Annotated in this window: 13 protein-coding genes; 11 read left to right on the top strand and 2 right to left on the bottom strand. The window is 71.1% G+C overall.

What is annotated here, in order from left to right; all coding sequences use genetic code 11:
• Positions 1–5: 5 nt before the first annotated feature.
• The gene (locus tag ACQP0P_RS40130; RefSeq protein WP_433366108.1) at positions 6–2,126 is read right to left on the bottom strand and encodes an alpha-1,4-glucan--maltose-1-phosphate maltosyltransferase; all 2,121 of its coding nucleotides are present in this window, start codon (positions 2,124–2,126) and stop codon (positions 6–8) included.
• Between the two features lie 350 nt (positions 2,127–2,476).
• On the opposite strand from ACQP0P_RS40130, the gene glgP reads away from it, so the two are divergent.
• Entirely contained in the window at positions 2,477–5,056 is a 2,580-nt protein-coding gene (glgP, locus tag ACQP0P_RS40125) for an alpha-glucan family phosphorylase (RefSeq protein WP_433366105.1), read from the top strand.
• Positions 5,057–5,097: 41 nt separating this feature from the next.
• Here the strand turns inward: glgP and ACQP0P_RS40120 are convergent, their stop codons facing one another.
• The gene (locus ACQP0P_RS40120) at positions 5,098–6,984 is read right to left on the bottom strand and encodes an FAD-dependent oxidoreductase (protein WP_433366102.1); all 1,887 of its coding nucleotides are present in this window, start codon (positions 6,982–6,984) and stop codon (positions 5,098–5,100) included.
• Positions 6,985–7,295: 311 nt separating this feature from the next.
• Between ACQP0P_RS40120 and ACQP0P_RS40115 the strand changes: the two genes are divergently transcribed.
• The 10 genes from ACQP0P_RS40115 to ACQP0P_RS40070 all read left to right on the top strand — a co-directional run bounded on the left by ACQP0P_RS40115 (position 7,296) and on the right by ACQP0P_RS40070 (position 20,576).
• The gene (locus ACQP0P_RS40115; protein WP_433366100.1) at positions 7,296–9,416 is read left to right on the top strand and encodes an amylo-alpha-1,6-glucosidase; all 2,121 of its coding nucleotides are present in this window, start codon (positions 7,296–7,298) and stop codon (positions 9,414–9,416) included.
• Positions 9,417–9,450: 34 nt separating this feature from the next.
• The gene (locus tag ACQP0P_RS40110) at positions 9,451–10,617 is read left to right on the top strand and encodes a glycosyltransferase family 4 protein (RefSeq protein WP_433366097.1); all 1,167 of its coding nucleotides are present in this window, start codon (positions 9,451–9,453) and stop codon (positions 10,615–10,617) included.
• Positions 10,618–10,692: 75 nt separating this feature from the next.
• Positions 10,693–11,463, top strand: a complete 771-nt coding sequence (locus ACQP0P_RS40105; RefSeq protein ID WP_433366094.1) for an enoyl-CoA hydratase/isomerase family protein — start codon at positions 10,693–10,695, stop codon at positions 11,461–11,463.
• A 77-nt stretch (positions 11,464–11,540) separates the two neighbouring features.
• Positions 11,541–11,909, top strand: coding sequence for a hypothetical protein (locus ACQP0P_RS40100; protein ID WP_433366091.1), 369 nt, complete (start codon positions 11,541–11,543; stop codon positions 11,907–11,909).
• Complete coding sequence (locus ACQP0P_RS40095) at positions 11,906–13,129, top strand: DUF6395 domain-containing protein (RefSeq protein WP_433366088.1); 1,224 nt, start codon at positions 11,906–11,908, stop codon at positions 13,127–13,129. Before ACQP0P_RS40100 ends, ACQP0P_RS40095 begins: the two co-directional genes overlap by 4 nt.
• Entirely contained in the window at positions 13,126–13,968 is an 843-nt protein-coding gene (locus ACQP0P_RS40090) for a M55 family metallopeptidase (RefSeq protein ID WP_433366085.1), read from the top strand. The genes ACQP0P_RS40095 and ACQP0P_RS40090 overlap by 4 nt, the downstream gene beginning before the upstream one ends.
• 63 nt (positions 13,969–14,031) lie before the next feature.
• On the top strand, positions 14,032–15,630 hold the full coding sequence (locus ACQP0P_RS40085) for a flavin monoamine oxidase family protein (RefSeq protein ID WP_433366082.1): 1,599 nt from the start codon (positions 14,032–14,034) through the stop codon (positions 15,628–15,630).
• Between the two features lie 61 nt (positions 15,631–15,691).
• Entirely contained in the window at positions 15,692–16,225 is a 534-nt protein-coding gene (locus ACQP0P_RS40080) for a YbaK/EbsC family protein (protein ID WP_433366079.1), read from the top strand.
• A gap of 131 nt (positions 16,226–16,356) precedes the next feature.
• Positions 16,357–18,618 (top strand): protein kinase domain-containing protein, encoded by a 2,262-nt coding sequence (locus ACQP0P_RS40075; protein WP_433366076.1) that lies wholly within the window; start codon positions 16,357–16,359, stop codon positions 18,616–18,618.
• Complete coding sequence (locus tag ACQP0P_RS40070) at positions 18,618–20,576, top strand: protein kinase domain-containing protein (RefSeq protein WP_433366073.1); 1,959 nt, start codon at positions 18,618–18,620, stop codon at positions 20,574–20,576. The genes ACQP0P_RS40075 and ACQP0P_RS40070 overlap by 1 nt, the downstream gene beginning before the upstream one ends.
• Positions 20,577–20,721: the final 145 nt, after the last annotated feature.

Below are 20,721 nucleotides of genomic sequence, written 5' to 3'. Positions count from 1 at the left end.
CCGGCTCACCGCTGGCTCGCCGCCGCTGCACGCAGAGTGAAGACGTGCGCTGGGTGGATGTGGGGATCGAGGCGCACGTAGTTGTCCTGCCGCCACCGATACGACTCGCCCGACAGTTCGTCGTCCACGACGAACTCGGCTTGCCAGTCGAGACCGAGGGCGGGCATGTCCAGCGACACCGTCGCCTCGTGGGTGTTGTGCGGATCCAGATTCACGACCACGAGGACCACGTCGCCCAGGCCGTGCCGTCGTGTGGCCGTGTCGTAGGCACCGGGCAGCCGCTTGGAGAAGCAGACCATGTCCGGATGGTTAACGCTGTGAAACCGTAGATTACGCAGTTCCTGGAGCGCCGGGTGTGCTCTTCGGAACAAATTGAGTTGCGTGATGAACGGAGCAAGGCTACGACCTTCCCGCTCAGCCCCTACCCAATCACGGGGTTTGTATTGATATTTCTCACTATCTAGGTATTCCTCGCTGCCTGGTCTAACCGGTACATTCTCCGCAAGTTCATAACCCGCATAGACACCCCAGGTCGGCATCGCCGTCGCCGCAAGTACCGCTCTGATAATGAATGCCGGGACTCCCCCATGTTGAAGGTACTCGTGGAGAATGTCCGGAGTGTTAACAAACACGTTCGGCCGCATGTACGACGACGTCTCGTGGGAGAGTTCGCTCAGGTACTCCTCGACGTCCGAGCGCGAGTTCTTCCAGGTGAAGTACGTGTACGACTGATGGAAACCGACCTTGGCCAGCGCCCGCATCATCGCCGGCCGGGTGAACGCCTCGGCCAGGAACAGCACGTCCGGGTCCGTGGCGTTGATGTCGGCCAGCAGCCTCTCCCAGAAGGCCACCGGCTTGGTGTGCGGGTTGTCCACCCGGAAGATCCGCACGCCGTGGTCCATCCAGAGCCGCACCACCCGCCTGATCTCCTCGTAGATCCCCTGGGGATCCTTGTCGAAGTTCAGCGGGTAGATGTCCTGGTACTTCTTCGGCGGGTTCTCCGCGTAGGCGATCGAGCCGTCGGCGCGGATGTTGAACCACTCCGGATGCTCGGTGACCCACGGGTGGTCGGGCGCGCACTGCAGGGCCAGGTCGATGGCGACCTCCATGCCCAGCTCGCGGGTCTTCGCCACGAAGGCGTCGAAGTCCTCGAAGGTGCCCAGGTCGGGGTGGATGGCGTCGTGACCGCCCTGCTGCGAGCCGATCGCCCAGGGCGATCCGGGGTCGTACGGTTCGGGGGTCAGGGTGTTGTTGCGCCCCTTGCGGAAGCTCTGCCCGATCGGGTGGATCGGCGGCAGGTAGACGACGTCGAAGCCCATCTTCGCGACGGCCGGCAGCCGCTTCGCGGCAGTCTGGAAATTTCCGGACTTGGGGGCTGCGTCCCGCTCGATGATCGCGCCCTCGGAGCGCGGGAAGAACTCGTACCACGACCCGAACAGCGCCCTGCGGCGGTGGACCACCACCGAGCGCGGGGACGACCTCGTGATCAGCGCGCGCAGGGGGTGCGCGTGCAGCAGCGCGGCCGTCTCCGGAAGCTGGGCGACGGTGAACCGGGCACGCGGGTCGATCCGGGTGTCACGGAGCCTGGCGGCCACCGCCTGGAGCGCGGCGCGGTGCCCGCACGCGTGTGCCTGCGTGACCTTGCCCCGCCTCGCGGTCCTCGCCGCGGGGGTCCTGCCGCTCACCGGCCTGCCGGTCGCGACACTGCCGGTCGCCGGTCCGCAGTCGGCGGCCCGTACGGCTCTCGCCGCGCGGTCGAAGAGCCGGGCGCCCTCCTCGCACATCAGGTCGGCGTCCAGGTCGCGCGGGATCTTGATGCTCGCGTCGTGCAGCCAGGTGGCCAGGGGGTCGCCCCAGGCCTCCACCCGGAAGCGCCACTCGCCCTCGGTGGGCAGCGTCACCTCCACGCCCCAGCGGTCGGTGCCGGGCCCGAGCTCGCCCATGGGCAGCAGCGGCCCGCGCACGCCGTCGGGGCCGGTGAACACGACCCCTGCGGCGACCGCGTCGTGTCCCTCGCGGAACACGGTCGCGGAGATCTCGAAGGTCTCACCCGCGGCGGCCTTCGCGGGATAACGCCCGCATTCGACCGTGGGGTGGATGTCCAGGATTGGGATTCGTCCGATCATCGCGTCTCAAGGTAGCGGCGGCACGCCCGGTACCGCCGGGGAAGTCGGCAAGGAAGGATCTTCGATTTTCAAGCGTCCCCGGTGGCCGCTCTCGGGGCAAGGCGGAGCCCTGCCCTGCCGGGATGGCCGGTTCCGAGGGCAGTGCGTTCTGGCTCGTATGTCCGGTGCCCTAATAGTCCATCTTCATGCGTGCCGGTGGATAGAGTGCGGGACCTCTTACTCTTCGGCGAGTTGTCCTAACAGTCGATCACCTGCCTTTGATGTGTTTGAGGGTGATTGATAACGGTGAGAGGGAGACGGGTGAGTGTTTGAGTCGCCCTCGTGGCGCTGAGTAACTAGGGTCTGGCACCGTGAGAGCTATTCGCAGATTTACCGTCCGCACCGTCCTGCCCCCCGAGCTGGCCTCCCTCGGGGAGCTCGTGCTGAATTTGCGCTGGTCGTGGCACCCGGAGACATTGGACCTGTTCGGCGAGGTCGATCCGGCGATCTGGGGGCGGGTCGGGTACGACCCCGTCGCCCTGCTGGGCGCGGTGGAGGCCGAAAGGCTCCGCGAGCTCGCCGCCGACCGCCGCTTCCTGCGGCGGCTGGCCGACGCGGCCGACGATCTCCGCGAATACATGACCGCTCCCCGCTGGTACCAGACCATCTCCGACGCTCCCCGGAGCATCGCCTACTTCTCGCCCGAGTACGGCATCGCCGCAGCACTGCCGCAGTACTCCGGCGGCCTCGGCATTCTCGCCGGCGACCACCTCAAGGCGGCCAGCGACCTCGGCGTGCCCATCCTGGCCGTCGGCCTGCTCTACCGGCACGGCTACTTCACCCAGTCCCTCTCACCCGAGGGCTGGCAGCTTGAGCACTACCCCTCCCTCGATCCGGGCGGCCTGCCGCTGACCCTGCTGAAGGAGCAGGACGGCACCCCGATACGGATCAAGCTCAGCCTTCCCGAGCAGCGCACCCTGCACGCCCAGGTCTGGGTGCTCCAGGTCGGCAGGGTGCCGCTGCTGCTGCTCGACTCCGACGTGGCCGAGAACGACACCGCGGCCCGCGACGTCACCGACCGCCTGTACGGCGGCGGCACCGACCACCGCCTGCTCCAGGAGTTGCTGCTCGGCGTCGGCGGCGTCCGCGCCATCCGGGCCTACTGCCGGGTCACCGGTCACGCCGAGCCCGAGGTGTTCCACACCAACGAGGGGCACGCCGGCTTCCTCGGCCTGGAGCGCATCCGCGAGCTCACCGAGGCCAGGCTCTCCTTCGACGAGGCGCTGGAGGCGGTGCGGGCCGGCACCGTCTTCACCACGCACACCCCGGTGCCCGCCGGGATCGACCGCTTCCCCGCGGAGATGATCGCCCGCCAGTTCGGCGGCGACAACGCGTGGCCCACGGTCCCGGTCGACCGCATCCTCGCGCTCGGCGCCGAGGACGAGCCGGGCAAGTTCAACATGGCCGCGATGGGCATGCGGCTGGCCCAGCGCGTCAACGGCGTCTCCGAGCTGCACGGCGCCGTGAGCCGGGAGATGTTCCAGTGGCTCTGGCCCGGCTTCGACGCCGACGAGGTCCCGATCGGGTTCATCACCAACGGCGTGCACGCGCCCACCTGGGTGGGCCGCGAGATCATGGAGCTGGCCGGCCAGGAGCTGCCCACGCTGGTCGAGCGGGCCCAGGGCTGGGAGAGCATCACCAAGATCTCCGACGGCGACGTCTGGGGCATCCGGGGGAGGCTGCGCGAGAAGCTGGTCAGGGCGGCTCGGGCCCGGCTCCGCCAGTCGTGGCTCAACCGGGGCGCCTCCCCGCCCGAGCTCGGCTGGATCGACGAAGCCCTCGACCCCGAGGTGCTGACCATCGGCTTCGCCCGCCGGGTGCCCTCGTACAAGCGGCTCACCCTGATGCTGTCCGACCCCGAAAGGCTCCGGGCGCTGCTGCTCGACCCGGTCAAGCCGGTCCAGATCGTGATCGCGGGCAAGGCGCACCCGGCCGACGAGGGCGGCAAGAAGCTCATCCAGCAGATCGTGAAGTTCGCCGACTCCGAGGACGTGCGGCACCGCATCGTCTTCCTGCCCGACTACGACATGGCCCTGGGCCAGCTGCTCGTCCAGGGCTGCGACGTGTGGATGAACAACCCGCTCCGCCCGCTGGAGGCGTGCGGCACGTCCGGCATGAAGGCGGCGCTCAACGGCGGGCTCAACCTGTCCATCCGCGACGGCTGGTGGGACGAGTGGTACGACGGCACCAACGGCTGGGCCATCCCCACCGCCGACGGCGTCGCCGACCCCGACCGCCGCGACGAGCTGGAGGCCACCGCCCTCTACGACCTGATCGAGCACGAGGTGGCCGACCGGTTCTACGACCGCGCGGACGGCCTGCCCCGGCGCTGGCTGGAAATGGTCAGGCACACCCTGACCTCGCTCGGCCCCAAGGTGCTCGCCGGGCGGATGCTCCGCGACTACGTGGTCGGTCTCTACGCCCCCGCGGCCTCCTCCGCGCGCGCCCTGTCCGGCGACGGGTACGAGCAGGCCAGGAGCTTCGCGGCGTGGAGGCTCAGGGTCGGCAGGGCCTGGCCGGGCGTGCGGGTCGAGCACGTGGAGGCCTCGGGTCTCGGCGACACCCCCGAGCTCGGATCGTCCCTGGGGCTGAAGGCCACCATCGCCCTCGGCGAGCTGGAGCCCGGTGACATCCGGGTCCAGGCGGCCTATGGGCGGGTCGGGGACCACGACGACCTGGTCGCCCCCGCCTACGCCGACCTGACGGTGGAGAACGTGGGTGACGACGGCAGGGCCGTCTTCGGCGGGACCATTCCGCTGGAGCGCACCGGCCCCTTCGGCTACACGGTCCGGGTCGTTCCCGACCACACCCTGGTGGCGTCGCCCGCGGAGCTCGGCCTGGTCACGGTGCCGGAGGAGCCGGTGGGCATGACCAACGGCACCCTCCGCTGAGCGCGCGTCCACCCGGCGCGCGCGCCGGGTGGACGGCGCCGTCAGGCGTTGGCCTCCAGAGCCGTACGGACGGCCGACTCCAGGGCACCCTCGATCCAGGAGTGCTTGAGCGAGGTGTGCTCGCCCGCGAAGTGCAGCCGCCCGACGGGTGCGGTGATGGCGGGGTGGATCTCGGTCATCTGGCCCGGGGTGAAGACCGCGGCCTCGCCGAAGGCGTAGCGGTTGCGCAGCCAGCTCTGGGTCTGGCCATGGCCGGTGTAGAAGTCGGCGATGCGCTCCCCGTGCACCTCCTGCAGTCCGCGCAGCGCGTGGCCGTAGCGCTCGGCGTCGTCCATGGAGTCCCACCGGGAGGCGTCGTCGGCCCATGCGTAGCAGGCCAGCACGACGCCGCCCTCGCTGCCGCGCACCGGATGTGAGGGGAAGTAGACGAACCTGTTGGCGTTGTCGGTGACCGAGCCGCCGCCCGTCACGTGGCTCGCGGGCCCAGGGCGGTAGCGGGGGCCCAGCTCGCGCTTCCAGTCTCGCTCGTCGAACTCCCACCAGCGCCTGCGGAACTCCAGCAGCACCTTGGTCGCGGAGTCGTAGTGCAGCTCGATCACCGCGCGCCGCTTCGGGTACGGCAGAGCCGGGGTGATCTCCACGTGGCGCAGCGCGGAGAACGGGATCGTGATGATCGCGAGATCTCCCTCGAAGGTCTCGCCCCTGCCCTGGGGCCGGGAGACGGACTCGGTGCTGCCCGTCTCGGTGACCGTCTCGACGCGCACCCCCCGGGCGGTGTGCTGGATCCGCACGGCCCGGCGGTCCATCCGGATGTCCCCGCGCAGCCCGGGCTCCAGCCGGTAGGGCAGCTCCCGGCTGCCTCCGGCCATCTCCCAGTAGGTCGCCGACGGGTTGACCAGGCTCCGGGTGAGGAAGGTGTGCATGAACGACAGCGGCAGCCGGGAGGTCAGGTTCTCGATGGTGCCGATGGCGTCGACGGCCGCGTCGCTCAGCCTGGCGTGCTCCCGGAGGAAGCGGTTCATGGAGTGGTCGTCGAAGTCGTACAGCACGCGGGCCCAGCCCTCGATCAGTTCGGGCAGCGGCTTGTCGACCCGCTCGGAGCCGCGGACGACGGAGAAGTAGTCCCTGACCGGATCCAGCGCCTCGTCCAGGATCCGTCCCGCGGTCCTGTCGTCCCTGAGCCCGAACGAGGCGTTGATCTTTCGCGGGTCCCTGGCGTACTCGTCGCGCCGTTGCGAGATGCCGTTGACCCGAATCAAGGTGTGGTTCGCCCGCCGCGGTGCGGTGAACTCCCCGCGGGACGGCCCGGAGCGCCAGACCTGCCCGCGGCGCGAGGTGTAGACGACCGGCGGGGTCGGTCCGCTCGCCGCGTCGCCGGGCCGCACGTCGACGTTGTAGAACAGGCGGCGGGAGATGCCGAGTTTGTCGATCAGCGCGAGGGTGAGCGGGTGGAAGTCGGGGATGCGCATCGCCCCCGCCTCGGCGTACTGCCGCCGGTCGGCGAAACCGGTCCGGAAGGTCTTGATCCGGCCACCGATCCGGTTGCCGTTGGCCTCGATGACGGTGACCCGGTGCCCGGCCCGCTTCAGCAGCGTGGCGGCCACCAGTCCGGAGATCCCGGCGCCGACGACCAGGATCCTCTTGGGGCTGCGGGTCCTGGGCAGGCCCTTGTCGATCAGCACCCTGAGGTATTCGAGTTTGAGGTCCGCGCCGTTCTCGTCGATCAGCAGCAGATCCCGTGCCACCTTCAGGCAGGTGTCCCAGCGCTCTCCGTCGCGCGGCTCCCGCCGGGTGCCGGTGGGGGGCGGATCGGTGAGCGAGACGGCGGCCGAGGCCGTGGGGGCCATGGGTGCCACGGCGGAGCCCACGGCCCCCACCGCGCCCAGCCCTGCCAGCCTGGCGAATCCTCGCCGGTCGATACCTGTCACGGCATCCTCCTGTCGTTGGTCACTCTAAGTAATGAGATGACTACTATCGGTTTGCCGTCCGGTGTGCCAGGATCTTCCCGGCTGTGACTCCAACCGATGGGACGGGGTCTGTTTTTTGCGGTTTTTGTCGCAACGGACGGGCGGAGGGCCGGCGGGTGGGTGATGGCGCCCGGGGGTGGAATATCAAGCCGAGTCGGACAAAAGCTCTTTTATCGGGCAAAACGTAATAATGGACCTCTTTTGCGTAGTTCTCTCTCCTTTTATGTGGGAATAGCTAGATAGCCGACATATCGCACAGGCTGGAGTGAGCATTGAACGCATGGACGTTCGAGGGTCAACCGGGTCCGCTGGGCGACACCACGGTCACCCTGGTCGAGGGGGGCTCCTTCTGCGTGTGCGCGCGCAACGGCGACATCCGGCCCGGCGGGGCGCAGGGCGTCTACCACGCCGACACCCGGCTGCTCTCGCGCTGGGAGCTCAGGGTGGACGAGACGGCGGTGGAGCCCCTCAGGGTGCTGCCGGCCGAGCCGTACCACGTGACGTTCCTCGGCAGGGCCGGCCCCCGCCCGGGGCGGGCCGAGAGCAGTCTGCTCGTGATCAGGGACCGCTACGTCGGCGGCGGCCTCCGTGAGGACGTGACCCTGCGCAACCTGGCCGACGAGCCCGCCGGATGCGTCGTCGACATCCACGTGGCCTCCGATGTGGCGGACCTGTTCGAGGTGAAGGCGGGCCGGGTCAGGCACGTGGCCGACGTGGAGATGACGGCTGACAGATCGGGGCTGCTGATCATCTCCGCCTGCCGCTCGCGCGGCACCAGGGTGGTGGCGGAGCCGGCGCCGTTCGCCGTGCCGGGCATGCTCATCTTCAGGGTCGTGGTGCCCGCCCGGGGCGAGTGGACCGTCAGCCTGCAGGTCAACCCGATCCTGGAGGGCGAGGAGTCGCCGGCCTGGTTCTCCACGCGCTATCCCCTGGAGCACGCGGAGCCCGCCAGGCGCCGGGCCGACTGGGAGCGCCTCAGCCCGGTCGTCGTCACCTCCGACCGCCTCCTGTCAAAGGTGCTGGAACGCTCCAAGGAGGATCTCGGCGCGCTCCGGCTCTTCGAATCCGACAGGCCGGAGGAACCGCCGACCATCGCCGCGGGCGCGCCGTGGTTCATGACCCTGTTCGGCCGAGACTCGCTGCTGACCTCGTGGATGGCGCTCCAGATGGACCAGTGCCTGGCGCTGGGCACCCTGCGCCGCCTGGCCAGGCTCCAGGGCACCGTCAACGACCCGCTCACCGAGGAGGAGCCGGGCAAGATCCTGCACGAGCTCCGCTTCGGGGCCCAGGTCGGCGCCTCGCCGCAGGCCGGTCGCGCCTACTACGGCTCGGTGGACTCGACCCCGCTGTTCGTGATGGTCCTGGGTGAGCTGCGCCGATGGGGCATGCACAGGGAGGCCGTCGAGGAACTCATGCCGCACGCCGACGCCGCCCTCGACTGGATCAACAGGTGCGCCGACCCGTTCCTGTCCTACCGGCGCAAGACCGACCACGGACTGATCAACCAGGGATGGAAGGACTCCTTTGACGGCATCAACTTCGCCGACGGCAGCCTCGCCCGCCCGCCCATCGCCCTGGCGGAGGTCCAGGGCTACGTCTACGCCGCCTACATCGCCCGTGCCCACTTCGCCCACGAGGTCGGCGACACGGCTCTGGAGGAGCAGTGGACGGCCCGCGCGAGCCGGATCAGGGACGCCTTCAACGAGCGCTTCTGGCTGCCGGACCGGGGCTACTACGCCGTCGGTCTCGACGGCGCCGGGCGCGCCATCGACAGTCTCGCCTCCAACATGGGGCACTGCCTGTGGGCCGGCATCGTCGACGAGGACCGGGCCGCACAGGTCGCCGAGCGACTGCTCTCGCCGGAGATGTTCACCGGGTACGGGGTGCGGACCCTCGCCTCCACCATGGGCGCCTACAACCCGATGAGCTACCACAACGGCTCGGTCTGGCCGCACGACAACGCCCTGATCGCGTCCGGGCTGATGCGCTACGGCTTCACCCGGGACGCGCAGCGGATCGCCTACGGCCTGCTGGACGCGGCCGAGGCCTTCGGCTGGCGGCTGCCCGAGCTGTTCTGCGGGTTCGACCGGGCCGAGTTCACCTGGCCCGTGCCGTACCCCACCTCCTGCTCCCCGCAGGCGTGGGCCGCGGCGAGCCCCATCCAGCTGGTCAGGAGCCTGCTGCGGTTCGAGCCGTGGATTCCCTACGGACGGGTGTGGCTGGATCCGGTCGGGCTGGAGGGCCTGCGGATCCAGGGGCTGCCGCTCGCGGGTTCCAGGGTCACGATCGACGTCGGCGCGTCCGGCGCGGCCATCAGCGGGCTGCCGGACGGGATCACCCTGATCAACGCGCCGCGCAGCCCGCTGACCGCCGCCCTGAGGCAGGTGCACTGACCGTTTCCTTCGTCTCTCTCCAGGTGAGGTCGCCATGGTTTCTTCCAGAGCTGTCCCGGGGTGGTCCAACGGCATGCGCATCCTGATGGTCGCGCCGCCCTGGTACGACGTACCGCCCCACGGCTACGGGGGCATCGAGTCGATGGTGGCGGGCCTCGTCGCCGGGCTGACCCGGCGCGGGCACGACGTCACGATGATCGGGGCGGGCACGACGGGGACGTCGGCGCGCTTCCTGGCCACCTACGGGCGGGCGCCGTCCGAGCGGATCGGCGAGGCGCTGCCCGAGGTCCTGCACGCCGCCAGGGCGTACGCGATGAGCTCGAAGCTCGCCGTGGACGTGATCCACGACCACTCCCTGGCCGGTCCGCTGACCGCGCCCGCGCAGGCCGTGCCGACCGTGATCACCTGCCACGGCGAGGTGGGGGGCGAGTACGGCGAGTACTACCGGGTGCTCGGCGCGGGCATGTCCATGGTCGCCATCTCCGAGGCCCAGCGGCGCATCGCCCCCGACCTGAACTGGGCGGGGGTCGTCCACAACGCCGTCGACGTCGAGGCCTTCCCCTTCAGGGAGCGCAAGGAGGACTGGACGCTCTGGCTGGGCAGGTTCAGCGAGGACAAGGGCGCCCACCTGGCCATCGACGCCGCCCGTGCGGCCGGGCGGCGCATCCTGCTGGCCGGCAAGCTCACCGAGAAGACCGAGCACGACTACTTCGACGCCTACGTCAGGCCACGTCTGGGTCCCGACGCCGAATACGTCGGCGAGGCCGACACCGCCCGCAAACGCGAGCTGCTGGCCGCGGCCAGATGCCTGGTCTTCCCGGTCCTCTGGGAGGAGCCGTTCGGGATGGTGATGATCGAGGCCATGGCCTGCGGCACGCCCGTGGTCGCCCTGGGCAGGGGCGCGGTGCCCGAGGTGGTCGTGGACGGGGTCACCGGATTCATCCGGAGCGCCCCCGCGGAGCTCTCCGCCGCCATCGAGGCGGCCGGCGTGCTCGCCCCGCACGCCTGCCGCTCCCGGGCGGAGCGTTTCTTCGGGGTGGAGACGATGGCCCGCGCGTACGAGGCGATCTACCGCAGGGTGATCGCCGGGCCGTCGAGGCGGGCAGGAGAGCGCGTCGCGGCGAGCGCGACGGAGAGCGCGACGGAGAGTGCGGCGGAGAGTGTGGCGGGGAGCAGGGACCTGGCCATGCCCGTCAACTGAGCGGCGCTCTATGTTGGATCACGGCGCGACCGGCACCGGACCGATCGCGTTGTGAATCGTGACGGAGGGACGTCCATGGGTGAGTTCGTGCGGGTGGAGAAGGCTGACGGGGTCGCGACGATCAGGCTCGACCGGCCGAAGATGAACGCGCTCAACCGGCAGGTCCAGTTGGAGATCGCCGAGTGCGCCCGGCAGGTGGACGCCGACGGGGACGTGAGCGCCGTGGTCGTCTACGGGGGACGGGTCTTCGCGGCCGGTGCCGACATCAAGGAGATGGCCGACATGTCGTACGCGGACATGGCGGTCCACTCGCAGACCCTGCAGGACTGCTTCACCGCCGTCGCGAGGATCGGCAAGCCCGTCGTCGCGGCCGTGACCGGCTACGCGCTCGGCGGCGGCTGCGAGCTGGCCCTGTGCGCGGACATCAGGATCGCGGGGGAGTCGGCCAAGCTGGGCCAGCCCGAGGTGCTGCTCGGCCTCATCCCCGGCGCGGGGGGCACCCAGCGGCTGCCCAGGCTCATCGGCCCGGCCAAGGCCAAGGACCTCATCTTCACCGGACGCCACGTGGCCGCCGACGAGGCGCTGGCCATCGGCCTGGTGGACCGGGTGGTCCCCGACGACGACGTGTACACCGAGGCCCTCGCGTACGCGGCCCAGTTCGCCGGGGGGCCGGCCCTGGCGCTGCGCGCCGCCAAGCAGGCGGTCGACCACGGTCTGGAGACCGACCTGGACACCGGCCTGGAGATCGAGCGCCTGCAGTTCTCCGGCATGTTCGCCACCGCCGACGCCGGGATCGGCATGCGCGCCTTCTCGGAGAGGTCGAAGGCCGAGTTCACCGGCCGCTGAGGTGTTCACCCGGCGTGCCGGGATCAGTCTTGGGTGATTAAAAATTGCCGGTATCGTGCCGGATTATGGTGCGGTTGGTGAAGCGTGCGCTGGTGCCTGCTCCGCTGCGGCGGGCGGTCCTCGGCTGGTTCGATTCCCGGTACATCTCCAGGGCGGATCACCGGCAGGACGTCAAGGACGCGCTCTGGGAGGTCCAGACGCTGGCCAGGGAGGTCACCTCGCTGCGCGCGGAGGTCGTCGAGCTCCGCGCGCGGGTGGCCGGGGTCGCTCTCGACCCCGCGCGGGCCGGGCGCTGGGACGACGCCCACCGGCTGGCCCAGGAGACCGCGGTCGCGCTGGACGGGGTCCTGCAGAACGAGGTGCTGCTCTGGCAGGCCGTGGACCGCGCCACGGGTTCCGGGGAACGCGGGAACGTTCCGGACAGGACCGCCGGGGGCGCCGCGTGAGAGTGACCTGGAGTGCGGACGGCGGCACCTGGCACCTGGCGTTCCGGCTGGACCCCGAGGACGACGTCGCCGGCCTCTGCGCCGACGGCCAGCCGCTGAAGCTGGCCACGAACTCGTTCCGGGTCGAACTGCCGCGAGCCCCACGTGACATCCATCCCGACCTGCTCGCCCTCGCCGCGTGGACCGTGGTCGCGCCGTGGACCCGGCGCCGTGTCGCCTTCGACCGGCCGATCTCACCGGAGCTCGCGGGGGCGATCGGCGACGGCTGGGGGATCGAGGCCGGTCCCGAAGGCGGACGGGCGCGGTCGGGTGACAGGCTGGCGATCTCCTACAGCGGCGGGGCGGACTCGGTCGCGGTGGCCGCGATGCTGCCCGACGCGCCCTTCGTGCACTTCCAGCGGGTCTCCCACCCGCGCGTGCCCAACCGGTGGACCCACTACCGCTCCGATGTGCTGGCCTCGCTGGCCGCCAGGACCGGGCGCGAGCTGACCGTCGTCCGCTCCGACCTGGAGTTCACGCTCGCCGAGCCGCGCCCCGGCTACCCCGAGCACCACGCGGTCGCCGCCGGCGCGCTGCTGCTGGCGGACGAGCTCGACCTGGGGGGCCTGGCCTTCGGCTACGAGCTGGGCTCGCGCTGGCTGGGAGGCGACCGCTACCTGCTCCGCTACACACCCGACAACCCGATGTGGGCGCCGCACGGTGCCTGGGGGCGGGCGTTCGCCGCGGCCGGTCTGCACATCGTGCTCCCGGTGGGCGGGGTCAGCGAGGCCGTCACGATGCGGCTCGCCCTCGGCTCCGAGCTGCGCGGGCAGGTCCGCTGGTGCCTGCGCGGGGTGAGCGGCCCCTGCGGGACCTGCGGCAAGTGCCTGTACAAGGAGCTCATCCAGGCCGCCGTCGAGCGCCGCCCGCTCCGCACCACGATCACCGCGGGCCGCCCGGTCGCCCGCAGGTGGCAGCAGCCGCCGCCGTACGGCGGCCAGGAGATGATCGAGTACGGCTGCGCCAGGGTGCCCGGCATCGAGGACACCGTCTTCGGCGCGGCGGCCGGGTACCTGCGCGCGAGCGAGTCCTCCACCGCCTGGCTGGACCGCTGCTACCGGCCCGCGATCGCGGAGATCCCCGAACCGTGGCGCAAGCAGGTTCACGACTTCATGGATGGGGAGATCGGTTTCATGAACGAGGATGAGGCGCGGCGCGTCGAGACGTGGGGGACGGCGTGAAGGTGTACGTATCGGTCGACATGGAGGGGGTCACCGGTCTGACCGACCCCGAGGAGATGCATGCCGGAGGGCGGGGCTACGAGCGCGGCTGCGAGCTGATGACCGGCGACGCCAACGCGGTCATCGAGGGGGCGTTCGACGCGGGCGCCACCGCGGTACGCGTCAACGACGCGCACGGCTCGACCAAGAACCTCAGGATCGACCTGCTCGACGAGCGGGCGACCCTGCTCCGTGGTCCCGGCAAGCCGATGCGGATGGGGCAGGGACTCGACGCGAGCCACCGGGCGGCCTGCTTCGTCGGCTACCACGCGCGGGCCGGTGTCCAGCACGGCGTCCTCAACCACACCTGGATGGGCAGGGAGATCCAGAACGTCTACCTCAACGACGAGGTCTGCGGCGAGACCCGTCTCGTCGCCTCCTTCGCCGGGGCGCTCGGCGTGCCGGTGGCCCTGGTGACCGGGGACGAGGCGGTCTGCGAGGAGGCCAGGGAACTGCTCGGCGACGTGGAGACCGTCGCGGTCAAGAAGGGGATCGACAGGTTCGCCGCCGAGCTCCTGCCGCCCGCCGTCGCCCGGGCCCGCATCCGCGAGGCCGCCGCCCGCGCGCTTGACCGGGTGGCCGACTTCCGTCTCTGCGCCCCCGAGCCGCCGTTCACCCTCGGCGTCGAGTGGAACTCCACGGCCATCGCGGCCGGATGCGCGATCATTCCCGGTGTGCGGGCGGTGGGCCCCCGGCACACCGAGTTCACCACGGACGACTTCTCGCAGATCATGGCCCTGCTGGGAGTCTTCGCGATGATCGGCGGTCAGGTCGCCTGCGGCAGCGGCATCTACGGCTGATACCTCTTCTGTGTCCCCTTCGAACCGACCCCCGGCGGTGCCCGATGCCCTTGAAGACCTTCGATGAGTGACGAGACGGGGCCTGCCGCCCAGGTCGCCCCCGGCAGAGGCGGAACGCTGACGCGCAGAGCGCTGCTGGTCGGGGTGGGCGCGGCCGGAGGCGCCGGGGCCATGTTCGCGGCCATGGGCGCGCTCGGCCTCGCCCCGGAGTCCCAGGAAAAAGCGTTCACCCCCCCGCAGCCCTCCGACTTCTCCCTCAGCGGCAGAGCGGCGGCCAAGGTGGTCGTCCTCGGCGCTAGCATCGCCGGGCTGACCTGCGCCTACGAGCTGGGCAAGGCCGGATACGACTGCACGGTCCTGGAGGCCTCCGACCGGGTGGGCGGCAGGACCATCACGCTGCGCGCGGGCGACCGGCTGGACGAGCTGAACGGTGAGACGCAGACGGCCGCGTTCGCGGAGGGCACCTACTTCAACGCGGGGGCCGGACGGATCGCACCGTGGATGGTCACCATGGACTACTGCCGCGAGCTGGGCGTCCCCATCGAGACGTTCGTCAACAACAACGCCTCGGCGTACGTCTACAACGAGGGCATGAGCGCCCCGGTCCGGGCGCGTACGGCCCGCGCGGACCTGTACGGCTACGTCGCGGAGCTGCTGGCCAAGGCGAGCAGCGCCGGCGCGCTGAACCGCAGGCTCACCGCGGACGACCGTGAGCGGCTGGCGGAGTTCCTGCGGCGCTTCGGCGACCTGGGGCCCGACCTCGGCTACCGGGGGTCGGACCGGCGGGGCTTCGAGACCTATCCGGGAGTGGACCAGGGCGTTCCCCTGGGCGCGGCGCCCTCGCTGCGGGACGTGCTCGCCGCGGGCACCGGCAGGGCCGTCACCATGGATTTCGGCTACGACCAGGCGACGCCCATGTTCCAGCCGGTGGGCGGCATGGACGCGATCGCCGGCGCGCTCGCCGACGCGGTCGGCCGCGACCGGATCAGGATGGGCACCCCGGTCACCGGGATAAAGAACCTGCCCGACGGGGTGGAGGTGACCCACCGGGGTGGCACGGTCCGCGCCGACTACTGCATCGCCTCCCTGCCGCCCCACCTGCTCGCGCGCCTGCCGCACAACCTCGGCACCCCGGTCACCGCCGCGCTCCGCACCCCCGTGCCGGTCTCCGCGGGCAAGATCGGGCTGGAGTACGGCAGGCGCTGGTGGGAGATCGACGACCGCATCTACGGCGGTGTCACCGAGACCGACCTGGACATCACCCACATCTGGTACCCCTCCCACGGCTACCACTCCCGCGGCGGTTTGGTGGTCGGCTACTACAACGTCGGGCCGAACGCCGACCTCTACGATGCGCTCTCCCACAATGATCGTCGAAACCGGGCGCTCACCCAGGGCAAGAAGATCCACGGTGAGAAGTACCGCGCCGAGTTGCGCTCCAGCATCTCGATCGCCTGGCGGCGCAGGCCGCACATCGAGGGCGGCTGGGTGGGCTGGCCCTCCTACGAGGGTGCTTTCGCCCTCCTCCAGCGCCCGGCGGGGCGGGTCTACTTCGCCGGGGACTGGCTCACCCACCTGATCGCCTGGCAGGCCGGCGCGATGGAGTCGGCGAGGCGGACGGTCACCGAACTGCACCGCCGGGTGCTGAGCGCGACCTCCTGAGTTCTCCGGCGCGGCCGTAAGGTTCTCGGTGCGAAGGAAATCCGAGGGAGATGAGACGGCGATGGCGATCGGAACACTGGGCTGGGCGAGTGCCACCGAGCGGCTGGACCTGCTGGCCGAGCCGGTGGCGCGGGCGGTCGAGGGGTTCGACGGGGTCCTCGGCGAGATCAAGGCCGCCGAGATCGACCCGGAACTGGCCGACACGGCGGCCTTCTGCGAGCGCTACGGCGTGGACCTGGGCGAGTCGGCCAACTGCGTGATCGTGGCGGCCAGGCGCGCGGGGGAGGTCCGTTACGCGGCGTGCATGGTGCTCGCCACCATGAGGGCCGACGTCAACGGCGTGGTCCGGCGTCACCTGGACGCACGGAAGATCTCGTTCGCGTCGATGGACGACGCGGTCACGCTGACCGGCATGGAGTACGGCGGGATCACCCCGCTCGGGCTGCCCGAGGAGTGGCCGGTACTCGTCGACGAGGCGGTGGCGGCCCATCCGGAGGTGGTGATCGGCAGCGGGGTCCGCCGCTCCAAACTGGCGGTGTCGGGCTCCCTGCTGGCCGGGTTGAAAACGGCGCAGGTTCTCCGCCTGGCGAACTGAAGCGAAAATGAGATTAAGTGAGAGCGGGAATCGGGAAACCGTCGGGGTTCTGTGAACGTTATTCAGTCGGAAAATGTGGCCCGATGGTTCATCTCATGGGCGGGGTCTAAGCCGATATGGTGCTTCATGCCATGAATCAGGACGACCGATTGGGCCCTTACCGGCTGCTGCGGCGGCTCGGCGAGGGCGGTATGGGTGTGGTGCACCTCGCGGTCGACCCACAGGGCCGACAGGTCGCGGTGAAGGTGCTCCGCGCCGAGGTGGCGGGCGACGACGTCGCCCGTCGCCGCCTTTCGCGTGAGGTCGAGACGATGCGGCGGGTGCGCAGCGAGCACATCGCCGAGGTCATCGACGCCGATGTGACCGGCCATCGCCCCTATATCGTGACGCGATATGTCGCCGGCCGGCCGCTGGACGAGGTGATCAAGCAGGACGGCCCCATGGAGCTGCCCGCGCTGCTGAGGGTCGCGCACGGTGTGGCGTCGGCGCTGGCCGCCGTGCACTCGGTCGGCGTGATCCACCGCGACCTCAAGCCCGGCAACGTCCTCATCCTGGACGGCCAGCCGGTCCTCATCGACTTCGGCATCGCCCAGGCCGTCGACGCGACCAGGCTCACCCAGACCGGCATGTTCATCGGCACGCCCGGTTACCTCGCCCCCGAGATCATCGAGGGACACGAGGCCGGCCCCGAGGTCGACGTGCACGCCTGGGCGGGCACCCTGGTCTTCGCCGCCACCGGCCAGCCGCCCTTCGGCAAGGGCACGCTGGAGATGATCTTCTACAACATCACCGCGGGCAAGGCGAACGTCGAGGCCGTCCCGGGTGAGCTCCAGCCGGTGCTGCGGGCCGCGCTTCAGCGCGACCCGGCCAGGCGACCTTCGGCCGCCGACCTGGCGGCGCAGGTGGGGCGCCTGCTGCCGGACACCGGCCGGTCCCGGGTGCCGGACGAGATCACCACGGTCGCGGAGTTCGACGACCCCGCTCCCGGCTTTCGCGGCGCCCCCGACCCGGGTTTTCGTGGCGACCCCGGTTTCCGTGGCGACCCCGGTTTCCGCGGCGCCCCGGGTTTCCGTGGCGACCCCGGCGACGTGCCGACCCCGGTGGCGTCCCGCCCGGCGGTCCCATCCACCCCCTGGCCTCCCACCCCCGTGGCCCAGCCCCACGAGTACGTCTCGCTGCTCGGCGAGGAGCAGCCCGACCCGTGGCCGACCCGCCGGGTGACCCCCGAGGAACTGCGCCAGGCGGCGGCCCAGCAGTCCGCGCACGACCTGCCCACCGGCATGCTCGCCCCGGAGGACGTGCCCACCCGCACCCCCGGCGCGGTCCAGGGATCCCCGCCCGTCACGGGTTCCGCGCCCATCCCCGCCGTCCGTGACCAGCCGGGGGCGAGGGCCGACGACCAGGGCTTCACCGCGCCGGTCCCCGACGGGGACATCCCCACCCAGCGGGTCCGCCCGCAGGACCTGCAGGAATACATCCGTCAGTACACCAACCAGCCGGGCCGGCCGGGCCAGCCGGGCCAGCAGAACCAGCCGGGCCGGCCTGGTGGCTACCAGGGGCAGCCGGGTCAGCAGGGCCGGTCGCCGCAGGCGGCCACCCCGCAGCCCTACCCGCAGCGGCAGGCCCCGTTCGATCAGCAGCAGACCCCGCACGTCCGCACCCCCACACCCCCGCCCTACCCCTACTCACACCCGCAGCCCCCCGCGCAGGCCCAGCAGCCCCCTCAGCAGTACCCCCAGCAGCACTCCGCGCCGTCGCCGCTCCACCCCGGGCAGCGGCCAGGGCACGCATTGCAGCGTTCCAGGGCGTACGGGGTGGTGAGCGTGCTGATGCTGGTCATCATGACGGTCGCGGCGGTCATCGCCCCGCTGATCGTCGCCGCGGTGGCCATCCCGGTGGCGATCCTGCTTCGCGCCGCCGACATCGCCCAACCTGCCCTGAACGCCCGCAGGACCGCCGGCGAGGCGGCCACCGACGTCTTCCGGGTGCTCGGCCGGCCGGCCGCGCTCCTGAAGTCGATCGGCATCACCGTCGCCCTGGTGCCGTACGCGCTGATCCTCGGTCTGCCGGTGACGCTCCTGCTCGCCGTGCTGGTCGGGAGCATGCCCATCACCAACACACTGAGCTGGGGCGCGGCCGTCGCGCTCTGGACCGTCTGCGCCGGACCCGGTGTGGAGGGCCCCAGCCGCCAGATGCGACGTACGCTGGCATCACTGCTGCCGTCACGCGGCGCGGCCATGATCGCCGCCGCGGTGCTGGGCGCGGTGGCGGCGCTGATGGTCTTCCTGGCGATCGGCACCGTGGGAGACAGGGCACGGCCGGCGGTGTGGACGCCGGTCGACGTCGGAACGGTGGTGGACGAACTGAGCGACCTACGAAAGAAGGCGGCGTGATGACGGGGGACACGCGGGCGCCCGAGAGGCTGGGCCCGTACCGGCTGCTCAGAAAGATCGGCGAGGGCGGCATGGGCGTCGTCCACCTCGGGGTCGACGAGGACGGGCGCGAGGTGGCCGTCAAGGTCCTGCACCCGCACGTGGCGGCCGACCTCAAGGCCCGCGACCGGCTCACCCGCGAGGTGGAGACCATGCGGCGGGTGCGCAGCCCGCACGTCGCCGAGGTGCTCGACGCCGAACTGACGGCCAGGCAGCCCTACATCGTGACCCGGTTCGCCCCCGGGCGCACGCTGGAGGAGACCGTCCTGCAGGACGGCCCGCTCCCCGCGGACCAGGTCATCCGGCTGGCGCAGGGCATGTGCGCGGCGCTGGTGGCCATTCACGCCGCCGACGTCATCCACCGCGACTTCAAGCCGTCCAACGTGATGATCGTCAACGGTGATCCGCTGGTCATCGACTTCGGTATCGCGCACCTGGTCAACGCGACCAGGCTGACCCAGACCGGCATGTTCGTCGGCACCCCCGGCTACCTCGCCCCGGAGATCATCCGCGACTCCGAGATCACCCAGGCGGCCGACGTGCACGCGCTGGCCTCGACGGTCTTCTTCGGCGCGACCGGCCAGCCCCCGTTCGGCACGGGTAGTTTCGAGATCGTCTGCTTCAACATCATGGAGGGCCGGGCAAACGTCGACAGGGCCCCGGTGTGGCTGAGGGGCTGGCTCAAGCGGGCACTGGCCGTCGACCCCGCCACCCGGCCGTCCGCGACGGAGCTGCACCGGATGGCCCGCGCCCTCGACCCGACGGTGACGACCTTCCACGAGACGCCGCCCACCGCCGTCCTCGACGGCGGGACGAAGGTCCTCAACACCGACGGCACCAGGATCCTGGACGGCCAGAGCCCACCGCCCCCGCCGCCCCCGCCGAACGGCACCCGGGTCCTGCCGCAGGACGACGGCTACGCCGACCTGCTCCCGCCGGTCGAGTACGCCAAGCCGGAGCGGCGCGAGCGCAGGCCGAGGCAGGAGTCCGGCCAGGCGTCCGGCGCGGGGACCGCCCCGCCGCCGTACGTCCCGGCCCCCCAGCCGCCGCCCTATGTCCCCGCGCCGCCCGCGGCGCAGGCCAGGGGTGCGGCACCGCCGCCCTACCCCGACCAGCGGGTGGCCGGATACCCGGCGCCGCCGCCGACCGGCCCGTCGAGGCACTACCCGCCGCCGGTCCAGGCACGGCCGCACACCCCGCCGCAGGAGCGGCCCGCGCCCAGAACCCCGCCGCAGGAGCGTTACCGCGCCAGCCACCCGCTGGCGGCGTTCCTGCTGCTGACGATCCTGGTGGCGGTGGCCTGCGTGCTGCCGGTGGTGGTGAGCATGTTCGCGCTGGCCGCCGCGCTCTGCCTGCGGGTGGGGGAGTACCTGTTCGGGGACCTGGTCCAGCGCCGCTCCATCAGGGGCAGCAGCGCCACCGACCCCCTGCTCGCGGTGCTCGGCACCCCGTGGGCGCTGATCAAGGCCGCGTTCGCGACGCTGGTCACCTCAATGCTCTCCGCCATGTTCGGCATGTGCGTGTGGGGGTTCCTGGTCTACGCGGGCGACATGAACAAGAACCACGCGGCCGCCTACGCGGCCGGCGCCTTCGCGGCCGGGCTGTTCGTCCTTCCCGGCGGCGGCAAGCCGCGCAAGGCCGTCGCCCGCGCGCTGAGCGGGATCATCCGGAGCCCCGGCGCGGGCATGGTGACCACGATCATTCTGGGCACGCTGGCGTTCTTCGCGGTGATGGCCGCGGTGAGCGTGGTGCCCTCCTTCCTCCCGTGGCAGCAGCCGACCGATGTCGTCGACAACCTCACGGCGCAGTGGCGGCAGTCGGCGAACGAGGGCGCGATGGGCGTGCTCGATCTCATCGGCGGCCTCCTCGACGACCTGATGACAAGCCTCGGCCTCGGGTTCCTGACGTTCTGGAAGTGACGATCCCGCCGGCGGAGGCGAGGCCGCCTCAGCCCCACAGGTAGGCCATGCGCCGCCGGTGGCGGCGGCCGGCCGGCCTGCGGAGCAGCGGCAGATCCTGGGAGAGTGCCGGCGCAGGTGCTCCTCGACATGTGGCCGAGGGGAA

Source organism: Streptosporangium sp. CA-115845 (genome assembly GCF_050943795.1).
Lineage (GTDB): Bacteria > Actinomycetota > Actinomycetes > Streptosporangiales > Streptosporangiaceae > Streptosporangium.
This window is presented reverse-complemented; position numbering and strand designations above follow the sequence as displayed.

What these genes read in the sequence shown, in the direction of transcription:
- ACQP0P_RS40130 (WP_433366108.1), bottom strand. Translation starts at nt 2,126, where the DNA reads ATGATCGGACGAATCCCAATCCTGGACATCCACCCCACGGTCGAATGC.
- ACQP0P_RS40110 (WP_433366097.1), top strand. Translation starts at nt 9,451, where the DNA reads ATGGTTTCTTCCAGAGCTGTCCCGGGGTGGTCCAACGGCATGCGCATC.
- ACQP0P_RS40105 (WP_433366094.1), top strand. Translation starts at nt 10,693, where the DNA reads ATGGGTGAGTTCGTGCGGGTGGAGAAGGCTGACGGGGTCGCGACGATC.
- ACQP0P_RS40085 (WP_433366082.1), top strand. Translation starts at nt 14,032, where the DNA reads ATGAGTGACGAGACGGGGCCTGCCGCCCAGGTCGCCCCCGGCAGAGGC.
- ACQP0P_RS40080 (WP_433366079.1), top strand. Translation starts at nt 15,692, where the DNA reads ATGGCGATCGGAACACTGGGCTGGGCGAGTGCCACCGAGCGGCTGGAC.
- ACQP0P_RS40075 (WP_433366076.1), top strand. Translation starts at nt 16,357, where the DNA reads ATGAATCAGGACGACCGATTGGGCCCTTACCGGCTGCTGCGGCGGCTC.
- ACQP0P_RS40070 (WP_433366073.1), top strand. Translation starts at nt 18,618, where the DNA reads ATGACGGGGGACACGCGGGCGCCCGAGAGGCTGGGCCCGTACCGGCTG.